Origin of the sequence: Pelagibius sp. (assembly GCF_965227505.1) — a bacterium.
GTDB lineage: Bacteria > Pseudomonadota > Alphaproteobacteria > Kiloniellales > Kiloniellaceae > Pelagibius.
In genome coordinates, this window is sequence record NZ_OZ245757.1 from 3,465,994 (window position 1) to 3,491,811 (window position 25,818).

21 protein-coding genes are annotated in these 25,818 nt (G+C 65.7%); 8 read left to right on the plus strand and 13 right to left on the minus strand.

All coding sequences use genetic code 11. The features are described 5' to 3' along the window. Entirely contained in the window at positions 1 to 1,308 is a 1,308-nt protein-coding gene (locus ACO06P_RS16420) for a ferredoxin:protochlorophyllide reductase (ATP-dependent) subunit N (protein ID WP_420346305.1), read from the minus strand. Then, entirely contained in the window at positions 1,305 to 1,904 is a 600-nt protein-coding gene (bchF, locus tag ACO06P_RS16425) for a 2-vinyl bacteriochlorophyllide hydratase (protein ID WP_420346306.1), read from the minus strand. Before bchF ends, ACO06P_RS16420 begins: the two co-directional genes overlap by 4 nt. 865 nt (positions 1,905 to 2,769) lie before the next feature. Here bchF and ACO06P_RS16430 point away from each other — a divergent pair. The 6 genes from ACO06P_RS16430 to ACO06P_RS16455 all read left to right on the plus strand — a co-directional run bounded on the left by ACO06P_RS16430 (position 2,770) and on the right by ACO06P_RS16455 (position 9,022). Next, positions 2,770 to 3,669: a cobalamin B12-binding domain-containing protein gene (locus ACO06P_RS16430; protein WP_420346307.1), complete on the plus strand. Its 900-nt coding sequence runs from the start codon at positions 2,770 to 2,772 to the stop codon at positions 3,667 to 3,669. Between the two features lie 54 nt (positions 3,670 to 3,723). After that, positions 3,724 to 5,163, plus strand: coding sequence for a transcriptional regulator PpsR (gene ppsR / locus ACO06P_RS16435; RefSeq protein ID WP_420346308.1), 1,440 nt, complete (start codon positions 3,724 to 3,726; stop codon positions 5,161 to 5,163). A 106-nt stretch (positions 5,164 to 5,269) separates the two neighbouring features. Next, positions 5,270 to 6,184, plus strand: a complete 915-nt coding sequence (gene chlG, locus ACO06P_RS16440) for a chlorophyll synthase ChlG (RefSeq protein WP_420346309.1) — start codon at positions 5,270 to 5,272, stop codon at positions 6,182 to 6,184. After that, entirely contained in the window at positions 6,181 to 7,524 is a 1,344-nt protein-coding gene (locus ACO06P_RS16445; RefSeq protein ID WP_420346310.1) for a BCD family MFS transporter, read from the plus strand. Before chlG ends, ACO06P_RS16445 begins: the two co-directional genes overlap by 4 nt. Positions 7,525 to 7,528: 4 nt before the next feature. After that, complete coding sequence (locus ACO06P_RS16450) at positions 7,529 to 8,728, plus strand: geranylgeranyl diphosphate reductase (protein ID WP_420346311.1); 1,200 nt, start codon at positions 7,529 to 7,531, stop codon at positions 8,726 to 8,728. Between the two features lie 27 nt (positions 8,729 to 8,755). Further along, positions 8,756 to 9,022 carry a hypothetical protein gene (locus ACO06P_RS16455; RefSeq protein WP_420346312.1) on the plus strand — a complete coding sequence of 89 codons (267 nt, stop codon included), beginning with the start codon at positions 8,756 to 8,758 and terminating at the stop codon, positions 9,020 to 9,022. A gap of 33 nt (positions 9,023 to 9,055) precedes the next feature. Here ACO06P_RS16455 and bchJ read toward each other — a convergent pair whose 3' ends face one another. Then, complete coding sequence (bchJ, locus tag ACO06P_RS16460) at positions 9,056 to 9,685, minus strand: bacteriochlorophyll 4-vinyl reductase (protein ID WP_420346313.1); 630 nt, start codon at positions 9,683 to 9,685, stop codon at positions 9,056 to 9,058. Between the two features lie 12 nt (positions 9,686 to 9,697). Continuing rightward, positions 9,698 to 11,320 (minus strand): magnesium-protoporphyrin IX monomethyl ester anaerobic oxidative cyclase, encoded by a 1,623-nt coding sequence (gene bchE / locus ACO06P_RS16465; protein ID WP_420346314.1) that lies wholly within the window; start codon positions 11,318 to 11,320, stop codon positions 9,698 to 9,700. 304 nt (positions 11,321 to 11,624) lie between these two features. Between bchE and ACO06P_RS16470 the strand changes: the two genes are divergently transcribed. Then, on the plus strand, positions 11,625 to 12,761 hold the full coding sequence (locus ACO06P_RS16470) for an NADH:flavin oxidoreductase/NADH oxidase (protein WP_420346315.1): 1,137 nt from the start codon (positions 11,625 to 11,627) through the stop codon (positions 12,759 to 12,761). 81 nt (positions 12,762 to 12,842) lie between these two features. Here ACO06P_RS16470 and ACO06P_RS16475 read toward each other — a convergent pair whose 3' ends face one another. From ACO06P_RS16475 to ACO06P_RS16515, 9 genes are all read right to left on the minus strand, one after another. Further along, entirely contained in the window at positions 12,843 to 14,021 is a 1,179-nt protein-coding gene (locus tag ACO06P_RS16475; RefSeq protein WP_420346316.1) for a mandelate racemase/muconate lactonizing enzyme family protein, read from the minus strand. Between the two features lie 26 nt (positions 14,022 to 14,047). Then, on the minus strand, positions 14,048 to 15,154 hold the full coding sequence (locus tag ACO06P_RS16480; protein ID WP_420346317.1) for a CapA family protein: 1,107 nt from the start codon (positions 15,152 to 15,154) through the stop codon (positions 14,048 to 14,050). 41 nt (positions 15,155 to 15,195) lie between these two features. After that, complete coding sequence (locus tag ACO06P_RS16485) at positions 15,196 to 16,959, minus strand: ABC transporter ATP-binding protein (RefSeq protein ID WP_420346318.1); 1,764 nt, start codon at positions 16,957 to 16,959, stop codon at positions 15,196 to 15,198. Between the two features lie 11 nt (positions 16,960 to 16,970). Then, positions 16,971 to 18,128 (minus strand): ABC transporter permease, encoded by a 1,158-nt coding sequence (locus ACO06P_RS16490; RefSeq protein ID WP_420346319.1) that lies wholly within the window; start codon positions 18,126 to 18,128, stop codon positions 16,971 to 16,973. Between the two features lie 12 nt (positions 18,129 to 18,140). Beyond that, a complete protein-coding gene (locus ACO06P_RS16495; protein WP_420346320.1) occupies positions 18,141 to 19,130 on the minus strand; it encodes an ABC transporter permease in 990 nt (329 codons plus the stop codon). Between the two features lie 114 nt (positions 19,131 to 19,244). Continuing rightward, entirely contained in the window at positions 19,245 to 21,245 is a 2,001-nt protein-coding gene (locus ACO06P_RS16500; RefSeq protein ID WP_420346321.1) for an ABC transporter substrate-binding protein, read from the minus strand. A 198-nt stretch (positions 21,246 to 21,443) separates the two neighbouring features. Then, positions 21,444 to 22,307, minus strand: a complete 864-nt coding sequence (locus tag ACO06P_RS16505) for an IclR family transcriptional regulator (RefSeq protein ID WP_420346322.1) — start codon at positions 22,305 to 22,307, stop codon at positions 21,444 to 21,446. 169 nt (positions 22,308 to 22,476) lie between these two features. Continuing rightward, positions 22,477 to 23,382 carry an alpha/beta hydrolase gene (locus ACO06P_RS16510; RefSeq protein WP_420346323.1) on the minus strand — a complete coding sequence of 302 codons (906 nt, stop codon included), beginning with the start codon at positions 23,380 to 23,382 and terminating at the stop codon, positions 22,477 to 22,479. Positions 23,383 to 23,528: 146 nt separating this feature from the next. Then, entirely contained in the window at positions 23,529 to 24,548 is a 1,020-nt protein-coding gene (locus ACO06P_RS16515) for a LacI family DNA-binding transcriptional regulator (RefSeq protein ID WP_420346324.1), read from the minus strand. A gap of 163 nt (positions 24,549 to 24,711) precedes the next feature. Here ACO06P_RS16515 and ACO06P_RS16520 point away from each other — a divergent pair, with 163 nt between their 5' ends. Beyond that, a complete protein-coding gene (locus ACO06P_RS16520; RefSeq protein WP_420346325.1) occupies positions 24,712 to 25,797 on the plus strand; it encodes an ABC transporter ATP-binding protein in 1,086 nt (361 codons plus the stop codon). Positions 25,798 to 25,818: the final 21 nt, after the last annotated feature.

The window sequence follows — 25,818 nt, forward strand, 5'->3', positions numbered from 1 at the left end:
TCAGACCGCCAATGCCGCCTGGCGCCGCAGGGGCCGTGCGAAGAGTTCCGCCAGGTCGCCGGCCTGCTCGTAGCCCTGGACCGGCGTGAACAGCAGTTCGATGGACCATTTCGTGGTCAGGCCCTCGGCTTCCAGCGGGTTGGCAAGCCCCAGGCCGCAGACGGTGATGTCGGGCCGCGCGGAGCGGCAGCGGTCGAGCTGGCGTTCGACGTCCTGTCCCTCGCTCAAGCGGGCGGTCTCCGGCAGCAGCGCCAGCTCGGCGGCGAGATGCTGCCGGTGCAGGTAAGGCGTCCCGACTTCCAGGGGCGTCATCTCCAGCTCCCGCGCCAGAAAGCGGGCGATGGGAATCTCGAGCTGCGAATCGGGAAAGAAGAAGACCCGGCGGCCGGCCAGGGTGTCGCAGTAGCGCGCGACGGCACGGCCGGCGCGCTGGCGTGCCGGCGCGGTGACCGCATCGAAGCGCTCAGCCTCGACACCCCAGGCATCGGCGGCGGCGCGCATCCAGGCCGTGGTGCCCTCTGCCCCCAAGGGAAAAGGTGCCGGCAGGTGTGTGGCGCCGCGCTCCTCCAGCGCTTTCGCGGTGTCGGCCAGAAAAGGCTGGGCCAGCAGAAAGCGGGTTGTCGGGCCGACCGGCGGGAGCATCTTCGCCTTCCCTGGGGGGAGGAAACCGACCGGCCCGACCCCGAGGTCGTCGAACAGCCGCGAAAACTGGTCTTCGACCACGTCGGCCAGAGCGCCAACGACCAGAAGCGATGCCTCGGCGGTATCGGTGGTGGGCAGGGTGGGGACGAGCGAAGCCAGACAGGCGTCTTCCCCTTGTGTGAAGGTCGTCTCGATGCCGCTGCCTGAGTAGTTGAGCACGCGGACATCGGGTGCGTGGCGCTGCGAGAGCCGCTGAGCCGCTTTGGCGAGATCGAGCTTGATGACCTCCGAAGGGCAGGACCCGACCAGAAAGAGCAGGCGAATGTCCGACCGCCGGGCCAGCAGTTGGTCGACGACGCGGTCCAGCTCTTCGTTGGCGTCGGCGAGGCCGGCGAGATCGCGCTCGTCGATAATCGCCGTGGCGAAGCGCGGCTCGGCGAAAATCATGACTCCGGCGGCCGACTGGATCAGATGTGCGCAGGTGCGCGAGCCGACCACCAGAAAGAAGGCATCCTGAATCTTTCGGTGAAGCCAGATGATACCGGTGAGGCCGCAGAAGACTTCTCTTTGGCCGCGCTGTCGCAAAACCTCCGGCTCAGGTGCCCGCCCCTCCGAGCCGCAGCCGGCTGCGGTGAGCGGCGAGACGGCTGCGGCGGGGTTGCTCATTTTGCGAGGCTTGCCAGGCCAAGGTGCTCGGTTGAGCGCTGCTGCTCGCGGCGCGCGGCGCGCAGCTTCAGCACGAACTGCGCGGCGTTGACCACGTAAGAGATATAGGCGGCGAGCGCGAGAAGCATGAGCTCCCGAGGCGCCATCAGTCCGCCCAGAAGGGCAACCAGGTAGGCGCTGTGAAGCGCCAGCACCAGCATGCTGACCACATCCTCCCAGAAGAACGCCGGCGCAAAGAGGTAACGCCCGAAGACGTCGCGCTCCCACAAGGACCCGGTGATCATGATGGTATAGAGCACCAGCGTCTTGAGGACGATGGAGCCGGTAGCCAACGCATAGCCCTGACCTGTCGCCAGGTAGTCCATGACAAGGTAGAGGCTGATCAGGAAGACCGCGAACTGCAGTGGCGCCAGAATGCCCTGCACCAGCGTCCAGCGCGATGCATCGCGCCGGCGCCGCTGTTCGGCGGTGTAGAGCGCTCTGCGTTGCGTCTGGGCCCCGCGCCGCTGCAGCGGGCTGGCGGCGGCGTGGGCCGGCCAGGGGCAGAAATCGACGGCGGCGATGCAACGATCGAGTATTCCGGACGCGAAGATCATGGTGCTCTCCTACCTGAGCCGGGCCAACTTGAGCCGGGCCCGCCTAAGCCTGTTCGACTGGCGCGTTCGCGATCTGCTGGGTGTGCTGCTGTCAGGGTTGCGGTGCCGATCGTCCCGGACCTTGCAGTCCTGAAACCAGTGGTCCTGAAACCTGCGGTCTTGGGACCTGTCCGAATGGCCGTCTTCCGGAAAGCCCCTGCGCAACAATGCAAGGGTGATCCTGCTGAGCCGCTTTCGTGCCAGGGTCGGAAAGTCTGCACCGAACTCCTCCCCACGCGCCTTTTGCTTTGTTTCCGGGACTCTAGAACGGCTGTCGCGGAAGTGTCAAGTTTTATGGACGTAAATTAAAATGGACAAATGCGATTTTGCATCATCCCGCGCCTCTGCGCTTTAGCTCTTGGCGCTCCTCGCCGGAGTCGCAGGGTGCGAGGCCGGCATGCGCGGCCGCTCCGCGCGACCGTCGTCTGTGTCGCTCAAGCCGGTCTTTTCCACAGGCTGTGGAAGAACTTGGCACCGGAGCCTGCTGCGCCGATTCGAACCTGGGTATAGGCTGTGTTGCACGTGAAGCGATGCAGGTCTTGTAAAGCGGCAGAGCGGCACGGACGTTCTGTCAACTTTTTCTCACGTGAAGACCGCTTGACAGACCTGCGTGTGGGAACGTTCAATGGTTCGCGCAGATGCCCAAAGCCATAGCGGTCAAGAAGGCGGACGCGAAGGGGACTATCAAAACCAGAGGGGGCGTTTCACTCAGGGGATAAGTTCAGACAGGTAGGCAGATCTAGCTCCAGGTTCGGCGCTCAGAGATCGACGGTAGTTACCTTCGCCAAAAATGCAGCCTGCGTTCTCGCTTTGAGGGAGGAAGGCAATGGCTAGCTTTAGCGACGAAGGCCAGACCAAGGAATTTCTCAGGACCGAAGAACAGGTCCGCGACTACGATGCGCCTCCGGCTGATTTCAGTCACATCGCCGCGGTGGACGGCTCCGATGTCCGCTTCGACCGCTTGGTTCGCACGATCGAAGGAGAGATCATCCCGAGACTTGTCTTAGCCCACAAGGTGACCCCGCCTGACCATCAGGGCGGACAGGAGCACCGGGGCAAGCCTTCGCCGGATGATGTGACCGAGCTGACCAGCCTGGTTCTCAAGAGCGATTTCCCTGTTGCGATGGCCTACGTGACGCTGCTGCACGAGCGCGGCGTGGCGCTTGAGAGCATCTTCCTGGACCTGCTGGCGCCGACCGCGAAGAACCTGGGCGAACTCTGGAAGCAGGATCTCTGTACCTTCTCCGATGTCACGATTGCTCTGGGCCGGCTCCAGCAGATTCTTCGCGACCTCAGCTTTTCGACGCAGGGCGAGACGATTCCCTGGGAACAGGGGCGCCGCGCCCTCATCGCGCCGGCGCCGGGCGAGCAGCACAACTTCGGCGCCCTGATGGTGGCCGAGTTTCTGCGCCGCGGTGGCTGGGACGTTGCTGTGGAACCGGCAACGGACAAGCGCCATGTTGCGAGCATGGTGCGCGACGAATGGTTTGCGATCCTCGGCCTGTCGTTGAGCTGCGACGAGGGGCTGGAAGCGCTGGCGGCGGAGATTGACGAGGTGCGCAGGGTGTCGCGCAATGACAAGCTATCGGTAATCGTTGGCGGTCGTGTGTTCGTCGAACATCCCAAGTGCGTATCGCAGGTCGGTGCGGACGCCATGGCCATTGACGGTCACCACGCTGCCCTTCAAGCTGACAATTTACACACTTTGGTGATGGCGCATTGCTGATCTTGCCTGCACGGGTATCATCCGGCGATGTTGTCACGTATGACGGTGTAGGCAGTGAAGCACTTCAACGCGCCCTTAAAGACTCTGGGTGACCTCGACCCCAAAGCGGCCTTCGGCCTGCTTGCGGCGTCTTCCGATGTCGCCTTGATCCTGGACGAAAAGGGCGTTGTGCGAGACCTCGCACTGGGCAGCGACGAGATTTCCCTCGACGACTGCGGCGACTGGCTCGGCCAGCCCTGGGAAAAGACAGTCACGGTCGAAAGCCGCGAGAAGATCGAGGATCTTCTGCGCGATGCCGCAAAGCAGAAAGCGCCGCGCTGGCGCCAGGTCAACCATCCCTCGACGAGCGGCGGCGACCTGCCGGTGCTCTATTCGGCCCTGCGCGTCGGCGACAAGGGGAAAGTCATCGCGCTGGGCCGCAATCTGAGGGAGTTCGCGGTGCTTCAGCAGCGTCTGGTCGAGGCGCAGCAGGCGGTGGAGCGCGAATACGCCCGCCAGCGCAGTGCCGAGACGCGCTATCGCCTGCTCTTCCAGGTGTCCTCCGAGCCGGTGCTCATCGTCGATGCGGCAAGCCAGCAGATCATCGAGGCCAACACCGCGGCGGAAGCCTTCCTCAAGGCCTATGCCAACAAGACCAAGCGCCCGCGCAAGACCGTCGGCTCCACCTTTCCGGATGTCCTCAGAGGCCTGAAGGCCGGGGGCCGCAAGGCCATCGACCATCTGTTGGCGACGGTTCGCTCCGCAGGGCGTGGCGAGGATGTGCGCGTCGCCACCGATGGGGACGAGCGCTTCAGCGTTGGCGCATCGCTGTTTCGTCACGAAAACGCGTCCTACTTTCTGGTGCGCTTTGCCCCGCTCAACAGGGACGGCAGCGTTTTCGAATCGGGACCCCGTTCGCGGATGCTGGAGTTGGTGGAGGCCGCCCCCGACGGATTTGTCATGACGTCCCTCGACGGTCGGATCCTCAGCACCAACCGTGCCTTCCTCGACCTGGCGCAGCTCGGGTCGGAGGAACAGGCGCGCGGCCAGCCTTTGGAACGTTGGCTCGGCCGGCCCGGCGTGGACTGGAGCGTGCTGCGCGCGAACCTGCGGGAGAACCAGGCGATCCGCCTCTTTGCGTCTTCGGTGCAGGGCGAGCAGGGCCTGGTGGCGCAGGTGGAGATTTCCGCCGTGGCCGTGACCGAGGGCGAACTGCCCTGCTACGGCTTCATGATCCGCAATGTCGGCCAGCGCCTCAAGTCGAGCAATCCGGCCGGAAAGACCGTGCCGCGCTCGGTCGAGCAGCTCACCGGTCTTGTCGGGCGTGTGTCGTTGAAAGAAATCGTGCGGGAAACGACGGATGTCATCGAGCAGCTCTGCATCGAGGCCGCCCTGGAGCTGACCGGCGACAACCGGGCCTCCGCGGCCGAAATGCTGGGGGTCAGCCGGCAGTCGCTCTACGTCAAACTGCGCCGCTTCGGGCTCGCCGACGTGGCGCCGGAAGAAGAGGCGTGACGGTTTTCCCGCTGGCCTCCCCGCCGGACCTCTCGACGGCGAAAAATCGGCACTTCTTTCTGTAAATCAAAATTGACAATCTAGAGTGTCAAGCATACCGTACGGTATGTCTCGATTGGCTGTTTCCGAGGCGGCAACGGGCCGCATACAGCCGGCGGCGATGGTCGAGCTGCTGAAGCCGATCACTTGGTTCGCGCCGATGTGGGCCTTTGCCTGTGGCGTGGTTTCTTCCGGCGTGCCGCTGGAGGGACAGTGGCCCGTGATCCTTGCCGGGGTCGTTCTCGCCGGGCCCCTGGTCTGTGGGACCAGCCAGATCGCCAACGACTGGTTCGACCGCCATGTCGATGCGATCAACGAGCCGGGCCGCCCGATCCCTTCGGGCCGCGTCCCCGGGCGTGTGCCCTTCTACTTCGCGCTGTGCTGGACGGCCCTCTCGCTGGTGGTTGCGGCGCTGCTCGGGCCCTGGGTTCTCGGTGCCGCCGTCTTCGGTCTTGTCCTTGCCTGGGCCTACAGTGCGCCGCCGCTGCGGCTGAAGGAGGAGGGCTGGCGCGGCTGTGCGGCCGTTGCGCTCTGCTACGAAGGCCTTGCCTGGTTCACCGGCGCCGCGGTCATGGCCGCGGCGCTGCCCGACTGGCGCATCCTGGTCGTTGCCGCGCTCTACAGCGCCGGCGCGCATGGCATCATGACACTCAACGACTTCAAGGCCGTGGAGGGCGACCGGCGCATGGGCATCCGCTCCTTGCCGGTTCGTCTCGGCGTGAGGCTTGCCGCCCGGGTCGCCTGCGTCGTCATGGCGCTGCCGCAGCTTGCCGTCATCGGTTTCCTGTGGATCTGGGGACAACACGGCTTTGCCCTGGCGATCGCGCTGCTGTTCCTGGCGCAGCTTGTCCTGATGCTGCGGCTGTTGAGGGACCCCAAGGCCTATGCGCCCTGGTACAACGCAACGGGTACCACGCTTTACGTCATCGGGATGATGGTCACCGCCTTTGCTCTGGTGCCGCTGGTCGGAGCGGTGGCATGAGCGGGAAGCGCCTCGGCTGGTTCGGTATTATCCGCCTTGGGCTGGTGCAGACGGCGCTCGGCGCCATCGTCGTCCTCACAACCTCGACCCTGAACCGGGTAATGGTCGTCGAGTTGGCGTTGCCGGCAACCCTGCCCGGCGTGCTGGTCGGCCTCCACTACGCGGTCCAGGTGTTGCGCCCCCGTCTGGGCTACGGCTCCGACGTCGGGGGACGGCGCACCCCCTGGATCGTCGGCGGCATGCTGGCGCTGTCGCTGGGCGCGGCAACGGCTTCTCTGGCAGTGGCCCTGATGTCGGTCCAGCCGCTCTTGGGTATCGCCCTGGCGGTGCTCGCCTTCACCGTCATCGGCGGCGGTGTCGGTGCTGCCGGCACCTCGCTTCTGGTGCTTCTGGCCAAGCAGGTCGACCCGGAGCGCCGTGGCCCGGCGGCCACCATCGTCTGGATGATGATGATTGCCGGCTTCGTGGTGACGGCAACGGTCGCCGGCCATCTGCTCGACCCGTTCTCGTTGACGCGCCTGGTCGCCGTCAGCCTGGGCGTTGCCGCCGCGGCCTTCGTCTTGGCGCTGATCGCGGTCTTCGGGATCGAAGGCAGGGCTGTGCCGGCGCTGCAGGAGAGCCCACAAAGCCCCCAGCCCATGCCGCCGTTCCGCGAGGCCATCCGCCAGGTCTGGGGCGAGTCCCGCGCACGGCGCTTTGCGGTCTTCGTCTTCGTCTCGATGCTGGCCTACAGCGGTCAGGACCTGATCTTAGAGCCCTTCGCCGGCACGGTCTTCGGGCTGACGCCGGGCGAATCGACGCGGCTCTCCGGCGTGCAACACGCCGGCGTCTTCCTCGGTATGCTTCTGGTCGCTCTGGCCTGCGGCCGCCTGGCACGCGGACGCCTGGGCTCGCTCCTGGGCTGGACCGTCGGTGGCTGCATCGCTTCGGGCGCGGTTCTTCTGACTCTGGCCTTCTCCGCCTTTGCCGCCGGAAGCTGGCCGCTGCGCGCCACCGTCTTCACGCTGGGTGTGGCCAACGGCGCCTTCGCGGTGGCCGCTATCGGCGCGATGATGAGCCTTGTCAACGATGGCCGCGCCAAGCGGGAGGGCGTGCGCATGGGCCTTTGGGGGGCGGCGCAGGCGATTGCCTTCGGCCTGGGAGGTTTGCTCGGCACCTTGGCCGTCGACCTCCTGCGCTGGGCACTCGCCGCGCCGACATCCGCCTATGCACTGGTTTTCGCGGGAGAAGCGATGCTGTTCTTCCTGGCCGCCGGCCTCGCTCTGCGAGTCAAGGGGCCCGCTGCCGCCGGCCGCTCGCCCGCGCGGGGGGCCGGATATGCGCCCGTTGGAGGAGACTGAGCCGATGCAGCCTATGGAAAGCTACGACGTCGTGGTGGTGGGTGGCGGCCCGGCCGGGGCGACCGCAGCCTCGGACCTCGCCCAGCAGGGGCGGAGCGTCCTGCTGCTCGACAAGGCGGGGCGCATCAAACCCTGCGGCGGCGCGGTGCCGCCGCGCCTTATCCGCGACTTCGCCATTCCGGACTCCCTGATTGTCGCAAGGGCCCGATCGGCGCGGATCATTGCGCCCTCCGACCGCACGGTCGACATGCCGATCGACGGCGAGGGCTACGTCGGCATGGTGGACCGCTGCGACTTCGATGAGTGGCTGCGCCGCCGCGCCGCGATGCAGGGGGCGGACTGGCGGCAGGGCAGCTTTCAGCGCCTGACCCGCGACGCTGAGGACGGGCCCGTGGTGACCTATCGGACCAAGGAGGGCGACAGCGTTTCGGTGCGCGCCCGCACGGTGATCGGCGCCGACGGCGCCAACTCCGCCGTGGTGCGCGAAGCCTTTCCCCAGGCCGAGAAGATCCCCTTCGTCTTCGCCTACCACGAGGTCGTGCGGTCGCCGCAAACCCCGGAACCGCAAAACGCCGCCTTCGATGGCGAGCGCTGCGACGTCTACTATCAGGGCCGCCTCTCGCCGGACTTCTACAGCTGGGTGTTCCCCCACGGCGACACCGCCAGCATCGGCACCGGCACTGCGGTCAAGGGCCTGTCGCTGCGCGGCGCCGTCGACCAGTTGCGCCGTGACGCCGGACTCGATGGGGTCGAGACCCTGCGCTGCGAAGGCGCGCCGATTCCGCTGCGGCCGCGCAAGCGCTGGGACAACGGCCGCGACGTCCTTCTGGCCGGCGATGCCGCCGGCGTGGTGGCGCCGGCCTCCGGCGAGGGCATCTACTACGCCATGCTGGGCGGGCGTCTGGCTGCCGAGGCGGTTGGCGAGTTCCTGGTGAGTGGCGATGCAAAGGCGCTGGCCCAGGCCCGCCGCCGTTTCATGAAAACCCACGGGCGCGTCTTCTGGATTCTCGGCATCATGCAGCGCTTCTGGTACGTCAACGACCAGCGCCGCGAACGCTTCGTCAGCATCTGCGGCGACCGCGATGTGCAGCGCCTGACCTGGGAATCCTACATGAACAAGGAACTGGTGCGCCGCGACCCCCTGGCGCATCTGCGGATCTTCTTCAAGGATCTGGCGCACCTCTTCCGGCTCGTCTCGCCTTAGCCGGCGTTCCAACGGCGGCAGAGCGAAATGGCCGAGTTCTTCGCCAGCGGACATGCCATCGATCTGGTCATGGTTTTCGTCCTGCTGGAAGCGGTACTCCTCTACGTCATCCACCGGCGTACGGGCCGCGGCGTTGCGCCCGGCGCGCTTCTGCGCCTGCTTGTCCCGGGGGCCTGCCTGCTGCTGGCTGTCCGTGCCGCCCTGACCGGCGCCTCCTGGATGCTGGTGGCGCTGTGGCTTATCTTCTCGCTGATCGCGCATCTGGCGGACCTGAAGCAGCGCTGGTCCGAGTGATCCGGAAAGCGCCAGGCCCGGAGTCTGCGGTCCTTAAAGCAGGCTCTTCGCGCCGCTGCTCCGGCCGATCTCGAAGCGGCAGGTCGGCGCGCCGGCATGGCAGCACTGCGGATGACGGACGGAGGCATCACCGGCAACCAGCACCTGGAACAGCCGCTTGAAGACAGCGCCGTGCCAGGCGCAGCCCGGCATGGCAAGAGGGTTGTCGGCGATCTCGATCACCCAGGACGGGCGGCGGGTGCTTATGGTGCCGGTCCTGACCCTGCCGGAGCCGGCAAAGGTCCAGGCGTTCTTTGCGATGGCGGCCATCAGCAGCGGTGCGGAGAAGGTGGGTGGCAGCGATTTCAGGAGGGTCTGTGCCGGGCCGGGAATGCGGTTGGCCAGGATGTAGTCGGCGGTGCGCCTTCCTGCTTCGGCCGCCACCGCCGCCGCGGTCGCGGCCGGCAAGTCGGCAAAGAGGCACTCAAAGAGTCCTGCGGCCACTCTCTCGTCGACCATGTCGCCGGGTGGGTCGACGAGGTAGCGGTGCTGGCCCGCGCGGGTGAAGAGTTCGTCTGTCGCCTGCTTTCCCAGGCGGTCCCGCAGGGCCGCAGCGAGTTGGATCACCGCGTTGGGGCCGACCCGTGACGCGGGCCGGTCTTCCTTCAGGAGCGCGTCCGCCATGGTTCGGGCCCGTCAGGCGGGCGGCGCCCCTTCGGATTCCACAAGCTCCGCCAGCTGCTCCGTGCCGCCGCCGCAGGCTTTGACGGCCAGCCGGCTTTCCCGCTTCTTGGCGGCCCGCTCCGCCGCCGATTCCCAGTCCGCGGTTTGAACCGGCGCGATGCGGCGCGTCTCGTCGAAGTGGAAGTCCACCGACTTCTTCGACTGCGGCCCCCAGTAGTTGACCTTACCGAGGTCGTAGAAGGTGCGTTGGAATCCGGCTTTCAGAAAGGCCTTGAGGCAGCCCAGCAGGTAGCGGCGCCGAAACCCGGTGCCACGCCAGGGATAGTGGAACAGCGCCTTGCGCATGTAGAAGCGGCGGTAGTTGTTCATGACCCGGTCAAGCAGCTCTGCGCGGTCCATGGCTTCCGGCTTCATGATCGGCGTTACGAAGTTGTACTTGGAGAAATCGAAGACCTCGACCTTGTCGCCCAGCTCCTGGAACAGGGAGGAGAAGGGCCAGGGGGTGTACATCGCCCAGTTCGCGAGGTCGGGATCCCAATCCCGGGCCATCTGGTAGGTTTCCTCCAGCGTCTCGGCGGTCTCGTTTTCCAGGCCGACGATGAACTGCGCCTCGATGAAGATATCCGCCTCGCGCAGCAGTTCGATGGCGCGCCTGTTATCCTCGATCTTGGTTTCCTTGTTGAAACGGTCGAGCCGGAGCTGGGCGGCCGCCTCGGTGCCGAGGCTGACATGCACCAGGCCGGCGCGGCGGTAGAGCGGCAGCAGCTCCGCGTCGCGCAGGATATCCGTGACCCGGGTGTTGATGCCCCACTTCACCTTGTCCGGCAGGCCGCGGGCGATCAGTTCCTCGCAAAAGGCGATGAACTTCTTGCGGTTTATCGTCGGTTCCTCGTCGGCGAGGATGAAGAAGCCGACGTCGTGATCGCGTACCAGCGTTTCGATCTCGTCCACCACCTTCTTCGGGTCGCGGACCCGGTAGTCGCGCCAGAACTTCCACTGCGAGCAGAACGAACAGGTAAAGGGGCAGCCGCGCGCCATGTTGGGGATGGCGACCCGCACGCCCAGGGGCACATAGGTGTACTTGCTCCACTCCAGCAGCGACCAGTCCGGGGCGATGGCATCCAGGTTCTTCACCGTCGGTGCGGCCTGGGTTGCGACAATCCGCTCGCCGTCCCGGAAGGCGAGGCCGGCGATGCTGCCGCGGTCCTCCGGCCAACGCCCCTCGTCGATCGCCGTAATCAGCGCGACCAGGATTTCCTCGCCCTCGCCGCGGACGATGGCATCGATCCAGGGCGCCTCCGACAGGACCTGCTTGTACATGAAGGTGGCGTGGATGCCGCCGAGGATCCGCACCGCCTCGGGACAAACGTCCCTGGCAATCTCCAGCACGCGCTCAGCCTTGTAGATCGACGGCGTGATGGCGGTGCAGCCGACCACGTCGGGCGACAGCGCGGCGATCCGGCGTCCCACCTCGGCGTCGTCCAGGTCGTTGGTCATGGCGTCGATGAAGTGGATGTCATCGAAGCCCGCAGTGCGCAGGGAGCCGGCCAGATAGGCAGCCCAGGCCGGCGGCCAACTGCCGGCGATCTCGGCGCCGCCGGAGTGATAGTTCGGGTGCACGAGAACGACACGCATGAGAGAGACCTCCGTCAACTGTCGTTCATAATTTACAATTCATTCTGTCAAGAAATATTGACGTAGATCAATTGGATTGCGCAGCGCGCCTGCGCGGCCCGGAAAGTCTTCACTCTCCGCGTTTGCGAATGCGATTTCCGCCTCTGGTGGCCATGGCCGCGCTGCCGGCATCGCCGCCCGGCTTTGGCTGCCTCCCGGACGGCCATGCCCACTAACCTGTTACTTCAACGAGAGGCGGCATGTCTGCTACATCGGCGCCGATACCCTGCGATACCGACACCCTGCCACAAGGACTCAAGGATCGATGGCCGAGCTCTTTTCTCCATTCACGCTGCGCGACGTCACCTTCAAGAACCGCATCGCCGTGTCACCGATGAGCCAGTACCGGGCAAGGGACGGCCATGCCAACGGCTGGCACACGGTACATCTCGGCCGTTTTGCCCTGGGCGGTGCGGGTCTGGTCTATGCCGAGGCAACAGCGGTCGAAGCGGATGGCAGGAGAACGCATGGCGATCTCGGGCTCTGGAAGGATGCGCAGATAGAAGACCTGGCACCGATCGCAAGGTTCATAAGCGAGGAAGGTGCGGTCCCCGGCATCCAGCTTGGCCATGCCGGTCGCAAGGCATCGGAGCGGCGGCCCTGGCACGGAGAGACGCCCGTCGACGACGAGGACGTCTCCGAACGAAGCGAGGCTCCCTGGACGGCAATCGCCCCTTCGCCCCTTCCCTATGCGGAGGGTTGGCCGGAGCCCCTCGAGATGTCGGAGACAGACATCGAGCGGGTGATCGCTTCCTTCGGCGAGGCCGCAGGACGCGCCCGGGAGGCGGGCTTCAGGATCATCGAGGTCTATGCGGCCCACGGGTTTCTGGTTCATCAATTCCTGTCGCCCATTGCCAACCGGCGCAGCGACCGCTGGGGCGGAAGTGCCGAAAACCGCAGGCGGTTTGCCGTTGAAGTGGCGCGGTCAATCCGGGCGAACTGGCCGGAGGGCTACCCTCTGGCGTTCCGCCTTTCGGCGACCGACTGGCTTGAAGGCGGGATTGAGGTGGAAGACGCCGTTGCGACGGCCAGGGCGCTGAAGGCTGCGGGCGTCGACATGATCGATTGCTCGACGGGCGGCATCGGCGGAAAGGACCGGCCGCGCCGCATGGTCATCGAGCAGGGCTTTCAGGTGCCCTTTGCCGAACAGGTTCGCGAAGGCGCCGGCATTCCAAGCATGGCGGTCGGCTTCCTCTGGGACGCGCAGGTCTGCGAAGACCTCGTCCGTGCCGGCAAGGCCGATATGATTGCCTTGGCCAGGGAACTTCTCGATGACCCGAACTGGCCGCTTCACGCAGCAAAGACGCTCGGGGCAAATGAGAACTTCGCACTCTGGCCGGTCGAATCCGGCTGGTGGCTGATGAAACGGGAACGCCTGCTGAGCAAAATCGGTATCCGATGAGTGCGCGGGTCTGCTCCGGGCTGCACCCCTGATGAAGCCCTCAGGTCCGCCGATCACCAGTTCCCCGACTACCGGTCCCGGTCATTGATCGACCACGAAGCCGTCGCGGTGGGCGCGCATGGCAACGGGCCGTGACACCTTCGGCGCGACCTTCTCGACATCTTCGACCAGCCGCATGCCGATGCCCGGGCGGTCCGGAATCTCGATGAAGCCTTCCGCCACAGGGGGCACCGCGTCGACCAGGTGCAGACCCCGCAGCTGATGGTCCGGGCGGTCCGCCGCGGTGGGGTCGGAGAAGTCCAGACCCACGGTCGGGTACTCCTGAATGGCGAAGTTGGGGATCGCCGCATCGAGCTGCAGACAGGCGGCCAGCGAGATCGGCGACAGGGGGTTGTGCGGGATCACCTGGATGTCGTGCGCCTCGGCGAGGGCGGCGATCTTGCGGGCGCCCGTAATGCCGCCGCAGATGCAGACCGAGACCCGGGCGTAGGCCAGCGCCTTGCGGGCAATGTGGGTCTGGAATTCGTACAGCGAGAAGAAGCGCTCCCCCGTTGCGATGGGGATCGTAACCTTCTCGGCGATCCGCGCCATGGAATCGGGTGTCGTCGGCGCCATGGGGTCCTCGTAGAACATCGGCCGATAGGGCGCGATCTCGTTGCCGAAGACGATGGCCTCGGCCGGGGTCAGGCGGCGGTGGATCTCGATGCAGAGATCGATCTCCGGCCCCAGGGCTTCGCGCAGATCGCGCACGACCGCCACCGCGTCGTCGATCTTGCGGGCATGGCTGCGGTGATAGGGGACCGAGCGATCTTCGTCGAGAAAGGGGTTCAGGTGGCCGATGGCGGTGAAGCCCCGGTCCTTCAGTTCCAGGCAGCGGGCGATCATTTCCTCCCGCGTCTTGGCTTTCACGTGGGCATAGACCCGCGCCGTGCGGCGCGTCGGCCCGCCGAACAGGGCATAGACCGGCACCCCGAGCGCCTGGCCCTTGATGTCCCAGAGCGCCACGTCGATGGCCGACACCGCCCCGGAGAGCGCCGCACCGCGGAAGTGCGACCAGCGGGTCAGCACGTTCCAGTGATGCTCGATCGCGCCGGCATCCCGGCCGACCAGGTATGCGCCGCACTTCGCGATGGCCGTTGCCGCCGGTTCCAGCTGACCCCAGGCGCCGCACTCGCCTGTTCCGGTGAGGCCGTCCTCCGTTTCGACGACGGCGTAGAGAAAGCGGTCGGCAAAGACCGGTGTGACGCTCTTGATCTTCATGAAGGCTTCCGGACTCTCTTTTGTGCTCAAGCCGCCTTGGCGGAGGAACTGCGGACCAGGGCGGCATCGGCGCCGCGGCGCTCCACCGCGGTGCCGAAGGGCGCCGAACGTTCTTCCAGTTGGCGAAGGATATCGGCGCCCTCCGACTGGGCCGGATCGGCGATGCCCACCAGGTTGTCGCCGTCCCGCCGCACCGGCACCACGGCGATGTCCCGCACGCCGCCCTTGGAGGCGATGAGCCGGATCATGATGCCGTCGAGGTTGCGGCCCTGCATGCGCACCCAGTCAAAGGCGAAGTTGCCGAGGCTGTAGAACACCGGCTTGCCCTTGTAGAGCTCCGCACCCTGGACGACGTGGGGATGGTGGCCGAAGACGACATCGGCGCCGGCATCGATGGCGGCGCGGCCGACGGTTTGCTGGTAATCGGCGATCTCCGTGCTGCTGGAGATGCCCCAGTGGCAGGACATGACGACGACGTCCGCACGCTCGCGCAGCCGGCGGATGTCGTCTTCCATGGCGGCCAGTTCCTCCGCGTCCGGCACGGTGAGGATCAGCGGCGGGGTGCCCGGCATCTCCAGTGCCCGGCGGCCCGGCTGATAGCCGGTGTGGATCTTGATGGTGGCGCAGCCGGCGCTCTCCGGCGTTGCCGCGTGGTTCACATGCCAGAACACCGACGTATAGCTGAGGAAGCCGAAGCGCACGCCCTTGGACTCGACGATCGCCGGCTTGCGCGCCTCGGCCAGATTGACGCCCGCGCCGCAGTGGGCGATGCCCGCTGCATCCAGCGTCGCGTTGCTTGTGAGTGCGGCCCGCGGCGGATAACAGACATTGCTGGCGCAGGCGAAGGCCGTGAAGCCGGCGGCCTTGTAGCCTTCCACCATGCGCGGCTCGCTGTGGCGCCAGAGCAGCTTATGGGCGATGTCCGGGTTCTCCGGGTCGTCCGAGGGTGGGCTGAGGGGGCCTTCCAACTGCCCGAAGAGGACGTCGGCGGCATTCAGGGTGGCGTCGACGCGCCGGAAGGCCTGCGCCGGATCGTCGCGGCCTTGGACGTTGGTATCGCCGACCAGCAGCAGCGTCGCCTCCTCGGGGGCCGCTTGCTGAGACCAGGCCCAGGGGGTCGCGTCCTCGGTCATGGATGTCACCTCCTTTTGCGTTTCTGTTCGATGCTTTGGCTCTATGCGTTGGCCACGTAGCGGTGGCGTTCGTGAATTCTGCGCTGCGTCGGGTCCGGCCGCGGCACCGCCGAAAGCAGTGCCTTTGTATAGCCGTGCTGGGGGTTGTCGCAGACCGCGAGTGCCTCGCCGATCTCGACAATCTCGCCCTTGTACATGACCGCGACCCGGTCGCAGAAATAGCGGATCACGCTGATGTCGTGGCTGATGAAGACGAAGCTGAGGTTCATCTGCTGCTGCAGCGAGAGCAGCAGATCGAGCACCTGGGCGCGCAGGCTGACATCGAGGGCGGAGGTCGCTTCGTCGGCGACGATGACCCGGGGTTCCGGCGCCAGCGCCCGGGCGATGCAGATGCGCTGGCGCTGGCCGCCCGAAAATGCGTGAGGATAGCGCTCCAGCACCTCGGCCTTCAGGTCGACGCGCTCGATCAGCTCGACGACGCGGTCGCGGATCGCTTTGGGCTTCCAGCCCATCATCAGCAGCGGCTCACCCACCACCTGTTCGATGGTCATGCGCGGGTTCAGCGAACCGAAGGGATCCTGGAAGATCATGCGGACCTCGCGGTAGATCTGGCGCAGCTCCGCCTTGCTGACGCTTTCGATGTCGACTTCGGAGCCGTCCTTGCGGCGGTAGAAGACCGAGCCACCGCTGGGCTCGATCATGCGCAGCAGGCAGCGTCCCAGCGTGGTCTTGCCGGAGCCGCTTTCGCCGACGATGCCGAGGTTCTCGCCTTCGCGCAGCGTGAGATTGACGTCGGAGACCGCGCGCAGGGCCGAGGTTTCGCGCTTGAAGAACCCCTTGTGGGTGACGAAGTCCTTCACCAGGTTCTCGATGCGCAGGATGGGCGCGCCCTCGTCCTTCGGGTTCCGGGCCGCCTGCCGCATCTCCGCCGGCTTTTCCAGCCGCAGGGCCGAGCCGATCAGCATCCGGGAGTAGGGGTGGCGCGGGTTCTTGAAGATGTCCTCCACAGGCCCGCTTTCCACCATTGCGCCGTGACGCATGACGCAGACCGTGTCGGCGATCTCGGCCACCACGCCCATGTCGTGAGTGATGAAGATCACCGCCATGCCGAACTCGTCCTGCAACTCCTTGATGAGATCCAGGATCTCGGCCTGGGTGGTCACGTCCAGCGCCGTCGTCGGTTCGTCGGCGATCAGGACCGAGGGGTTGCAGGCCAGCGCCATGGCGATCATGGCGCGTTGGCGCATGCCGCCGGAATACTCGAAGGGATAGCGGTCGACCGTGGCTTCTGGGTTTGGAATTTCGACCCGGCGCAGCAGCTCTATGGTGCGCGCCCGGCGGCCCCGTTTGTCGAGGCCGGTGTGGAGCTTCAGCGCCTCGTCGATCTGGAAGCCGATCTTGTGCACCGGGGAGAGGGAGCTCATGGGCTCCTGGAAGATCATGGAGATCTCCTTGCCGCGGATGGCGCGCACCGCGCGCCCGCGCGGGTCCAGCGCGGCAAGGTCGACAACCTTCTCCGGGTCGCCGTCGACGCCGTGCAGCCGGATTTCTCCGGCGACCACCCTGCCGGGGCTGGGGACGATGCGCAGGATGGAGCGCGCCGTGACGCTCTTGCCCGAGCCGCTTTCGCCGACGATGCAGAGGGTCTCGCGGCGCTTCAGGGTGAAGCTGATGTCGTCGACCGCTTTCAACAGCCCGGTGCGCAGGGAGAAGTGGGTGGAGAGGTTCTTCACCTCCAGCACCACGGCCTCGGCAGAGTCCGCCTGCTGCGGAAAGGTCGGGAGATCGGTCGCCGCTGTGTTCATGGATGCGCCCCTCAATCCGCGTAGGGGTCGGCGGCATCGCGCATGCCGTCACCCAGGAAGTTGAGGGACAGCACGGCAATCACCACAGCCAGGCCGGGCAGCAGCAGCCAGGGCGCCGTGGCGACCGCGCGCACGTTCTGCGCCTCCTGCAGCAGTACGCCCCAGCTGACCACCGGGGGACGCAGGCCGATGCCGAGGAAGCTGAGCGCCGTCTCCGCCAGGATCATGGTGGGGATCGCCAGGGTCAGGGTCGCGATGATGTGACTGAGGAAGGAAGGCGCCATGTGGCGCAGGATGATGCGCACCTCGCCGGCGCCGTCGAGCTTGGCCGCGGCGACGAAGTCCTCCGTCTTCATCGAAAGAAAGCGGCCGCGCACCTCCCGCGCCAGACTGGTCCAGCCGATGAGGGAGATCAGGACCGTGATGAGGAAATAGACGGTGAGGGGCGACCAGTTCTGCGGGATCGCGGCCGCAAGCCCCATCCACAGCGGGATCGTGGGGATGGCCTTCAGGAACTCGATGGTGCGCTGGATCACGTCGTCAATCAGCCCGCCGTAGTAGCCGGAGATGCCGCCCAGGAGCACCCCGACGAAGAGGCTGACGAAGACCCCGACCAGGCCGATGGACATGGAAACCCGCGCGCCGTGGACGATTCGGCTCAGCATGTCGCGGCCCAGGCGGTCGGCGCCCAGCAGGTAGAAGGGGTCGCCCTTGTTCACCGGCCCGATCAGCTTGGTCTGCATGGGAATGAAACCCAGCAGAAGATAGGGGTCGCTTTCGACGAAGAAGCCGACGGGCACGATCTTGCTCTCGTCGGGCACGAAGGTGCGGCGGATCGCCACCGGATCGATCTCCACCTTGTAGCCCGTCACGTGCAGGCGGAAGTCTGAGCCGCCCGCCCCGTCGGGCACGAAGAAGCCAAGACTCTGGGGCGGCGCATAGGTATGGCGCGTGCTGGTCTGGTTGGGCGGCAGCGGCGCCAGGAACTCGGCGAAGAGGGCCACCAGATAGATCGCCAGCACCACCAGTCCGCTGACGACGGCAAGGCGGTGGCGCTTGAAGCGCCACCACATGAGCTGCCACTGGCTGGCGTAGGCGGACTCCGGGGCGGCCGTGACATCGCTGTCGTCGCCGGGAGGCAGGTTCTGGGTGGTGTCTGACATCGTCATCGGCGGCCGGCCCTATCCGTAGCGGATGCGCGGATCGAGCCACGCCAGCAGGAGGTCGGAAACCAGGGTTCCAACCACAGTGAGGATGCTGAGGATCATGATGAAGCTTCCGGCCAGGTACATGTCCTGCGATTTGAGGGCGATGAGTAGCACCGGTCCGGTGGTCGGCAGATTCAGGACGATGGAGGTGATGGCCGCCCCGGAGACCAGCGACGGCAGTTCCCAGCCGACCTGGCTGACGAAGGGGTTGAGGGCGAGCCTGACCGGATAGCGGATCAGCAGCCGCCCTTCCGAAACGCCCTTGGCCCGCGCGGTCTCGACATAGGGTTTGTTCAGCTCATCCGCCAGGTTGGCGCGCATGACGCGGATCAGCCCGGCGGTGCTTGCGGTGCCGATGATGATCACCGGAATCCAGAGATGCGCCAGCAGGTCCCAGAACCTGGCCCAGCTCCAGGGGGCCTCGGCGAACTCCGGCGAGAACAGGCCGCCGACGCTCTGTCCGAAGAAGGTGAGCGCCCCGTACATCAGGATCAGCGCCAGCAGGAAGTTGGGGATGGCAAGGCCGAGAAAGCCGAGGAAGGTGAAGACGTAGTCGCCCAGCGAGTACTTCTTCACCGCGGAGTAGACGCCGATGGGGAAGGCCACCACGTAGACGAACACGAGCGAGGCCAGGGAGATCACGAAGGTCAGACCGACACGGTCCCAGAGTACGTCGGAGACCGGGCGCTGGTACTGGAACGACCAGCCGAAATCCCCCTCCAGCACAATCCCCGTGATCCACTGCCAGTACTGCACGACCATCGGCTCGTCGAGGCGGTAGCGCTTGCGCAGATTGTCGACCTCGATGCTGCTGATGTCGCCGCCGTCCGCTTCCAGGGTCGAGATGTAGGTGTCGAGGAAGTCCCCCGGCGGCAGCTGGACGATCGCAAAGGAAACGATGGAGATCGCCAGCAGGGTCGGGACCATGAAGACCAGGCGCCTGAGCACGTAGTTGGTGAGCATCGCCGGGATCTATCCGCCTTTTTGCCGCCGCTTCATCGTGGACCCGAGACGCAAGAGACAGCAACCCCGGCGCCCGACCGGGCGCCGGGGGCTGTGCTGCATGGTCCCGGCCCGTCAGCCGTTCTTGCCGCCGACGAAGTAGTAGGTCGGCGGGTTGGTCGGTCCCGGCGGCGCGAACCAGTAGGAGCCGTGCATCGTCCGCGGCACGTTCTTCATGCGGTTCGAAACGATGCCGTAGCCCGCCTTCGGCACCACGATGCCGATGGTATAGAAGCTGTCGGCCGCGATCTGCAGGATCTCGCGCATGGCTTCCTCGCGCTTCTGCGGATCGGCCAGGGAGTTCACCTCTTCCCAGAGCTCGAGCTGGCGCCTGACGTGGGCCGGCGGCTCCGCGCCGCCCTCGCGGCCGCGCTGCCAGTCGTACCAGGGGATGCCGTAGGCGGCGTTGTGGTGCATCGGCACCCAGGGGGTCGGGCGCAGGAAGGCATCGCGGGCGCCGCCCGGGAAGTCCTCGATGATCACGTCGTGGTCGTTGGCGTTCTTGCGCGAGCGCACGAGCGAGCGCTCGACGATATCGACGCGCGCGTTGATGCCCACCTGTTTCCAGTGTTCCACCACCATCAGGCTGGAATCGGCCATGAACTTCTTGTCGGCGCGGGTGAGGATGGCGAACTCGATGGGCTTGCCGTCCGGGCCCAGGCGCCAGCCATCGGAATCCCGTTCCGCGAAGCCGGCCTTGTCGAGCAGGGCATTGGCCTTGTCGACGTCGTACTCCGTGAACTGCTTGGCGAGCTGCTCGTTGTAAAGCGGCTTGTAGCTCGGCAGCACCGCTGTCTGCATCGGCGTTCCCTGGCCGATGAAGACCAGATCGATGATCTCCTGGCGGTTGATGGCGTGGCTGAGGCCGGCGCGGAAGTCCTTGTTGGCCAGGACCTCCCGCAGCACCGGGTCCTTGTGCATCTGGTTGAAGGAGTAGGTGGCGAGATTGGAGTCGGAGGGGACCAGCTCGAAGAAATCGAAGTCCGCCTTTTCGCGCCCGTCGAACAGCACCGCCTTGTTGGAGACGGTATTGAGCATGGTGCCGATCATATCGATCTCGCCGGCCAGGGCCTTCAGCAGCAGCACCTCCGGGTCCTGGACGATTTCGAAGACCACGCGGTCGATGTAGGGCAGTTGCTGGCCTTCGGGGTCGACCTTCCAGTAGTAGGGGTTGCGTTCGGCGACCACCTGATTGCCGTCACCATAGGGCAGCGTGACCATCCAGGCGTTGAGGGTCGGCTTGTCCGGGTTCAGCCAGGTATCCGCCTTGAGACTGAAGAGGTCCGCCCAGGAACTGGCGCCGGACTCCGCCACCAGCGCATCGAGCCCTTCCTGATTGAAGTCGGGATGGAACTGGCGCATGTAGTGGGCCGGATACTTGGTCAGGGCGTCGCCGCCGATCTGCGTGGTGACCTGGGCCATGCCTTCCAGAAAGCTCGCCTTCGGCTTCTCGAAGGTCACTGTGAAGGTGACCGCGTCGACCTTTTCGATCTTCGCCGGGCTTTCCTTGCCGGACCGCAGGTAGCCGGGGAAGTCGGCCAGGTCCGCATGCTTGAAAACACTTTCGTAGGCAAAGAGGATGTCCTCCGTGTCGAAGGGGTCGCCATCGGACCACTTCATGCCTTCGCGCAGGGTGATGGTATAGACCCGGGCATCGGGGCTCACCTCGAAGGCGGCGGCGATGTTCGGGACCACGCCGGTCCAGTCGGGCAGCCAATGGAACATGTGGTCGTAGCCGACGGTGCGCAGGTTCCAGGTCGGCGCGCTCGGTTTTGAGCCGGTGCGCCAGACGCCGCCGTAGACGCCGACGCTTTCCAGCGGCTCCAGGACGCGCGGGTTTTTGGGCAGCCTCTGCTCCACCGGGGGAAGCTGTCCGGCCTCCACCAGTGCTTTGAGCGCCGGCGCTTCACTGTAGGTGGCAGCGGCGGCTGACTGTGCCGCTCCAAGCGCCATGGCCCCAAGCATCATGGCCCCAAGCATCATGGGCCCGGCCGCTCCCACCACGACCGTTGAGACAACCGCTGCAACGGCAAGAGGCGTGCGCAAGGCGCGCCCGCTCATCCATTCATTCGACATCGCGAGTGTTCCTCCCAAGGAGTCATTCGGCAGTTCTGATCTGCTCTCTTCTGATCCCTCGAACTCTGGAATCCGTCCTTTATTTTGTCAATGAACAAAAAATTTTTTCATTCAGCGAAAAATATGAGTTTCAGCTAGGCTGAACGGCGCAGCACTGCAGGGAAAAGGCGGGGCGGTGAAGGGGGATGGCGGAGAGGGTCAGTCGTCCAGGATCTCGACGCTCTGGCGACTGCCGTTGGAAACGTGGTGCACGGGGGCCTGGGCGCCGCCGGTCCAGCCCAGGCGGCGGGAGACGTCCTCCGCCGCGGCAATGATCCTCTGGGCAAAGGGCAGTGGATCACTGTGCGGAAAGCGCGTCGCCACGCGGGAGACGGAGAGCGCGCCCACGACATGTCCGTCGCGTCCGCGCACCGGGGCGGCCAGACAGCAGATCTGCTGCTCGTACTCCTCGAGGTCCATGGCGTAACCCTGCTGGCGGACGCGATCCAGTTCTTCGATCAGCGCCGGCCAGCTGGCGATGGTCGACTCCGTGAAGCGTTCCATCGGCCTGTCGCCGAGCACGTCGCGCAACGCCGCCTCCCAAAGCCAGGCGGTCAGGACCTTGCCGGCCGCGGTACAGTGCAGAGGCGCGCGCACGCCCAGGCGCGGCGCCATGCGGATCATGCCGCGTCCTTCGCGCTGATCGACGAAGATCACCTCGCCGCCGTCGCGCAGGCCCAGGGAAACGGTGTCGCCGAGTTCGTCGGCGAGGCGGCCCAGGACCGGCTGGGCCACCTGGTGTATGCGCAGGCGCTCGGTGAAGGCCGAGCCGATCTGAAAAGCCCGTGGGCCGACGTCATAAAGCCCGGTCTCCTCGTCCTGGCGCACATAGTCGCGATGCCGCAGAGTCTCCAGAAGACGGAAGGTGGTGGCCGGCGTCAGGTCGAGCCTGCGGGCAATCTCGGAGAGCGAGAGGGAGGCTTCGTCGGCAATCACCTCGAGCACCCGCAACCCCCTGTCGAGGGTGCGTGTGATCTCCACCTTCGTCCGGGTCCTGGACCGGCCGCGCTTCAGTTCCGCCATCGCACCTGTACTCCAAAACCATCCGCCGCCCGGGTTCGCCGCCCGGGTCCGCGGCCCAAGTCCGACTCCCAGGTCCGCCTCCCAGGTTCGCTGCTGCGGCGCCTGCTGGGCGCAGCATGCGTCAGGGTCGGGAATTTTTCAACAGATGATAAATGAGCCCCGTCGGACCTCAGACGGCTTTCGGCAGGGACAGGGTCTGGTTGATCCAGCCGACGATCTCGCGGGCCGCCTCTGCCTCGGAGTCCTTGAAGGTGTTGCCGGCGCCCGGGATGATTTTCGCCTTCACCTCGGGCGACTGCACCGCCGTGCGTCTGATCCGTTCGATGAAATCCAGCAGCGGCCGCTCCCGGGTTTCGGCCAGGCCACCGTAAAGCACCAGGATCGGCTGGCGGATCTGTGCCAGGGCGGGCGGGCGGTCTCCGCCTTCGCCGTAGAACTCCCGATGAATGCGCGCGCGGTCGGCGAAGACCTGGGCGCTGACGGTGCTGCCGAAGGAGTCCTTCACCGCGCCCATGGCCATCAGTTCCTGGCCGCGCCCTTCGGCGATCATGCGTTTTGCCAGTTCTGTCACTTCGACCGTCGCAAGATCGGTGATCTTGTCGCGCACGATGGTGCCGGAGGAGGCGAACACGCAGCCCAGGGTTTGCCGGTCCTGGCGCTGGGCCTGATAGAACACCACCTTCGGCGCGCCATAGCCGACGCCGACGAGGACATAGCTCTTGTAGCCTTCCTTGCGCGCGAAGTCGGTCCAGGCAGCGAGATCGAAAGGGCTGTCCACGAACTGCTCCCAGGCCGTGCCGCCGAGCAGGAAGCCCGTCGGCGTGCGGAACCAGGCGCCCAGATCGTGGCCGCGGGTGTTGACGGCCAGGAAGGGCCGACCCAGGCGCGCCGTGTGGCGGCCGATCTCAACGAATTCGCGCTGGCTGAAGCGCCGGTGCATCCCATGCACCCAGATCACCAGCGGCCCGGTCCCGCCGCCCGACTGCGGCGTGATCAGCACGCCTTCGAGCTCCAGCCCGTCTTCGGTGGTCACGAAGACCAGCCGTTCCATTGGATCATCGGCTTTGCGCGGCATGTGTCCGTCAGCTCTCGTCAAGGCACTCGGCTCACTCGCCGAAGCCCGGTCAGGGTAGAGAATTCCAACGGCGTGTTACAAGGTTTTCACCGGCGCCGCCGCTCCTGGGTTAAGACGGTCCCGAAAACGGGTGGCCGGGGCCCCGCTTACACAGAGACCGGGCGAGGGCGGGTCGTCTCCCCCGGTATCAGTTCCACCGGCATCACCACCGACCTCTCGGTCCGTACCCCGTTGATGGCTGCGATCAGCATCCGCGCACCGGTTGATCCCATGAGCCGGCGCGGCGTGTTGGACGTCGTCAATGGCGTGTCCAGCACATTGTTGATGTTGAGACCGTTGAAGCCGGCGATCCCGATCGCTTGCGGCACAGGGATGCCGAGATTTGCGCAGGCCATAAGGCCGCCGAAGGCCAGATGATCGTTCAGGAAGTACAGCACGTCCGGGCGCCGGGCTGCGGAGAGGGCCGATATCGTTCCGTCATATCCGGCTTCGAAGGAAGGTGGACCGTCGACACGCAGATCGGCGGCGAGCGAAACGCCGCTTTCGGAGAAAGCGGCTGCAAATCCGTCAAGGCGCTTTTCCGCTCTCGGATCGCGGCCCGGCGGTGTGCCGATGAAGGCCGGTCTGCGATACCCGAGGCCGACAAGATAACGCCCCATCTCGGTTCCTGCGGCGGTGTGGTCGAAGCCGACGCAGAGATCGATGGGGTCGTCGTTCCGGTCCCAGATCTCCAGGACTGGGATATGCGACTGCATCAACTGTTGCCGCGCTTCGTCGGTTCGGTGCTGTCCGCAGACGACCAGGCCGGCCGGGGACCATTGGATCATGCGCGCGATCCACGCAGCTTCGCGTTCCGTCGAGAAGTCGGATGTCCCGATCATGGTTTCGTAACCGGCGTTGAGCAGCGTGCTGCGCATGCCGTCGATTATTTCTGCAAAGACCACCTCGAACAGCGTCGGCACCGAGATTGCGATGAGATTGGAGGTGGCCGCCGCCAGGGAGCCGGCGAGCCGGCTGGGCACATAGCCCATTCTCTCGGCCGCTTTCAGGATGCGTTGCCTGGTTTGCGGGGAGATTCCATCGACGCCGCGCATCGCGCGCGAAACCGACATAATGGAGACGCCCGCCTCACGCGCGACATCTTCGATCTTCGGGCGGCTGGGCACGTCCTCGCCAGCGTCGCTCATGTGGCAACTCCCCGGAAACCCCTGACTTTAGCGCCCTTCCAACGTTAGCGCTAACGTAGAATCCCGATTCAAGCCTTTGTGGGTGAATCGGCCAGGCTTACCGTTGGGGTAACTATAAGAAAACGCGTAAAGGGAGGGGACCTTGCCGCACATCGTGCTTCAAGGCGTTGAAAAGAGTTTCGGTCCCGTTCGCGTCCTTCTGCCGCTCGATCTTGAGCTGGACGACGGGGAGTTCACGGTCCTGGTCGGGCCTTCCGGCTGCGGCAAGTCGACGACGCTGCGGATCCTGGCCGGCTTGGAGACGCTGAGCGACGGGGAGATCCTTTTCGACGGCAAACCGATCAGCCATCTGGAACCCAAGCAGCGGGACATCGCCATGGTGTTCCAGGACTACGCGCTCTACCCGCACATGAACATCGCAAGGAACATGTCCTTTGCGCTGCGCCTTGCCAGGGTGCCCAAGGCGGAGATCGAGCAGAAGGTCCGGCGGGTCGCCGAGATGCTGAGCATCGGCCATCTGCTGGAACGCAAACCGGCCGAACTCAGCGGAGGTCAGCGTCAGCGGGTTGCCATGGGCCGCGCCATGGTCCGCGATGCCTCGACCTTCTTGTTCGACGAGCCGTTGTCGAATCTCGATGCAAATCTGCGCAGCAAGATGCGCACGGAGCTGGCCGAGATGCGCGACCGGCTGGACAAGAACATGATCTATGTGACCCACGACCAGATCGAGGCGATGACGCTGGGCGACAGGATCGTGGTGATGAACGAAGGACTGGTCCAACAGCAGGGTACGCCGGAGGAGCTTTTCAAACATCCGGTCAACAGGTTCGTTGCCGGCTTCATCGGCAGCCCGAAGATGAACTTCCTCGACGGGGAACTGGTCGAGCAGGGCGATGTCCTCTGGGTCCGGGGCGATGGCTTCCTGCTGCCGCTCTCTCGTGAGCACCGCCAGCGCCTAAACGGCACGGCCCGGCACCGTCAAGTGACCATGGGGCTGCGACCTTCGGTCTTTCATAGCGACGCTGCGGTCGGCGCCCCGATCGAACTGCTTCTGGTTGTCTCCGAGTACCTGGGCGCACACTCCGTTCTGGTGACCCGCTGCGGGGAGGTGGAGGTTCAGGTCGAATGCGACAGCGCGTCACCGATGAAGGCGGGAAGCAGCATGACCTTCGGAGTCCGCTCCGAGGACATCATGCTCTTCGACAGCGACAGCGGAACGACCCTTTAACAAAAAACAAGTCTAGAAGAG

Excerpts from the sequence above, each read along its gene's own strand:
- ACO06P_RS16420 (WP_420346305.1), bottom strand. The coding sequence starts at position 1,308 with ATGAGCAACCCCGCCGCAGCCGTCTCGCCGCTCACCGCAGCCGGCTGC.
- bchF (WP_420346306.1), bottom strand. The coding sequence starts at position 1,904 with ATGATCTTCGCGTCCGGAATACTCGATCGTTGCATCGCCGCCGTCGAT.
- ACO06P_RS16430 (WP_420346307.1), top strand. The coding sequence starts at position 2,770 with ATGGCTAGCTTTAGCGACGAAGGCCAGACCAAGGAATTTCTCAGGACC.
- chlG (WP_420346309.1), top strand. The coding sequence starts at position 5,270 with ATGTCTCGATTGGCTGTTTCCGAGGCGGCAACGGGCCGCATACAGCCG.
- ACO06P_RS16445 (WP_420346310.1), top strand. The coding sequence starts at position 6,181 with ATGAGCGGGAAGCGCCTCGGCTGGTTCGGTATTATCCGCCTTGGGCTG.
- ACO06P_RS16450 (WP_420346311.1), top strand. The coding sequence starts at position 7,529 with ATGCAGCCTATGGAAAGCTACGACGTCGTGGTGGTGGGTGGCGGCCCG.
- ACO06P_RS16455 (WP_420346312.1), top strand. The coding sequence starts at position 8,756 with ATGGCCGAGTTCTTCGCCAGCGGACATGCCATCGATCTGGTCATGGTT.
- bchJ (WP_420346313.1), bottom strand. The coding sequence starts at position 9,685 with ATGGCGGACGCGCTCCTGAAGGAAGACCGGCCCGCGTCACGGGTCGGC.
- bchE (WP_420346314.1), bottom strand. The coding sequence starts at position 11,320 with ATGCGTGTCGTTCTCGTGCACCCGAACTATCACTCCGGCGGCGCCGAG.
- ACO06P_RS16470 (WP_420346315.1), top strand. The coding sequence starts at position 11,625 with ATGGCCGAGCTCTTTTCTCCATTCACGCTGCGCGACGTCACCTTCAAG.
- ACO06P_RS16475 (WP_420346316.1), bottom strand. The coding sequence starts at position 14,021 with ATGAAGATCAAGAGCGTCACACCGGTCTTTGCCGACCGCTTTCTCTAC.
- ACO06P_RS16480 (WP_420346317.1), bottom strand. The coding sequence starts at position 15,154 with ATGACCGAGGACGCGACCCCCTGGGCCTGGTCTCAGCAAGCGGCCCCC.
- ACO06P_RS16485 (WP_420346318.1), bottom strand. The coding sequence starts at position 16,959 with ATGAACACAGCGGCGACCGATCTCCCGACCTTTCCGCAGCAGGCGGAC.
- ACO06P_RS16490 (WP_420346319.1), bottom strand. The coding sequence starts at position 18,128 with ATGACGATGTCAGACACCACCCAGAACCTGCCTCCCGGCGACGACAGC.
- ACO06P_RS16495 (WP_420346320.1), bottom strand. The coding sequence starts at position 19,130 with ATGCTCACCAACTACGTGCTCAGGCGCCTGGTCTTCATGGTCCCGACC.
- ACO06P_RS16500 (WP_420346321.1), bottom strand. The coding sequence starts at position 21,245 with ATGTCGAATGAATGGATGAGCGGGCGCGCCTTGCGCACGCCTCTTGCC.
- ACO06P_RS16505 (WP_420346322.1), bottom strand. The coding sequence starts at position 22,307 with ATGGCGGAACTGAAGCGCGGCCGGTCCAGGACCCGGACGAAGGTGGAG.
- ACO06P_RS16510 (WP_420346323.1), bottom strand. The coding sequence starts at position 23,382 with ATGCCGCGCAAAGCCGATGATCCAATGGAACGGCTGGTCTTCGTGACC.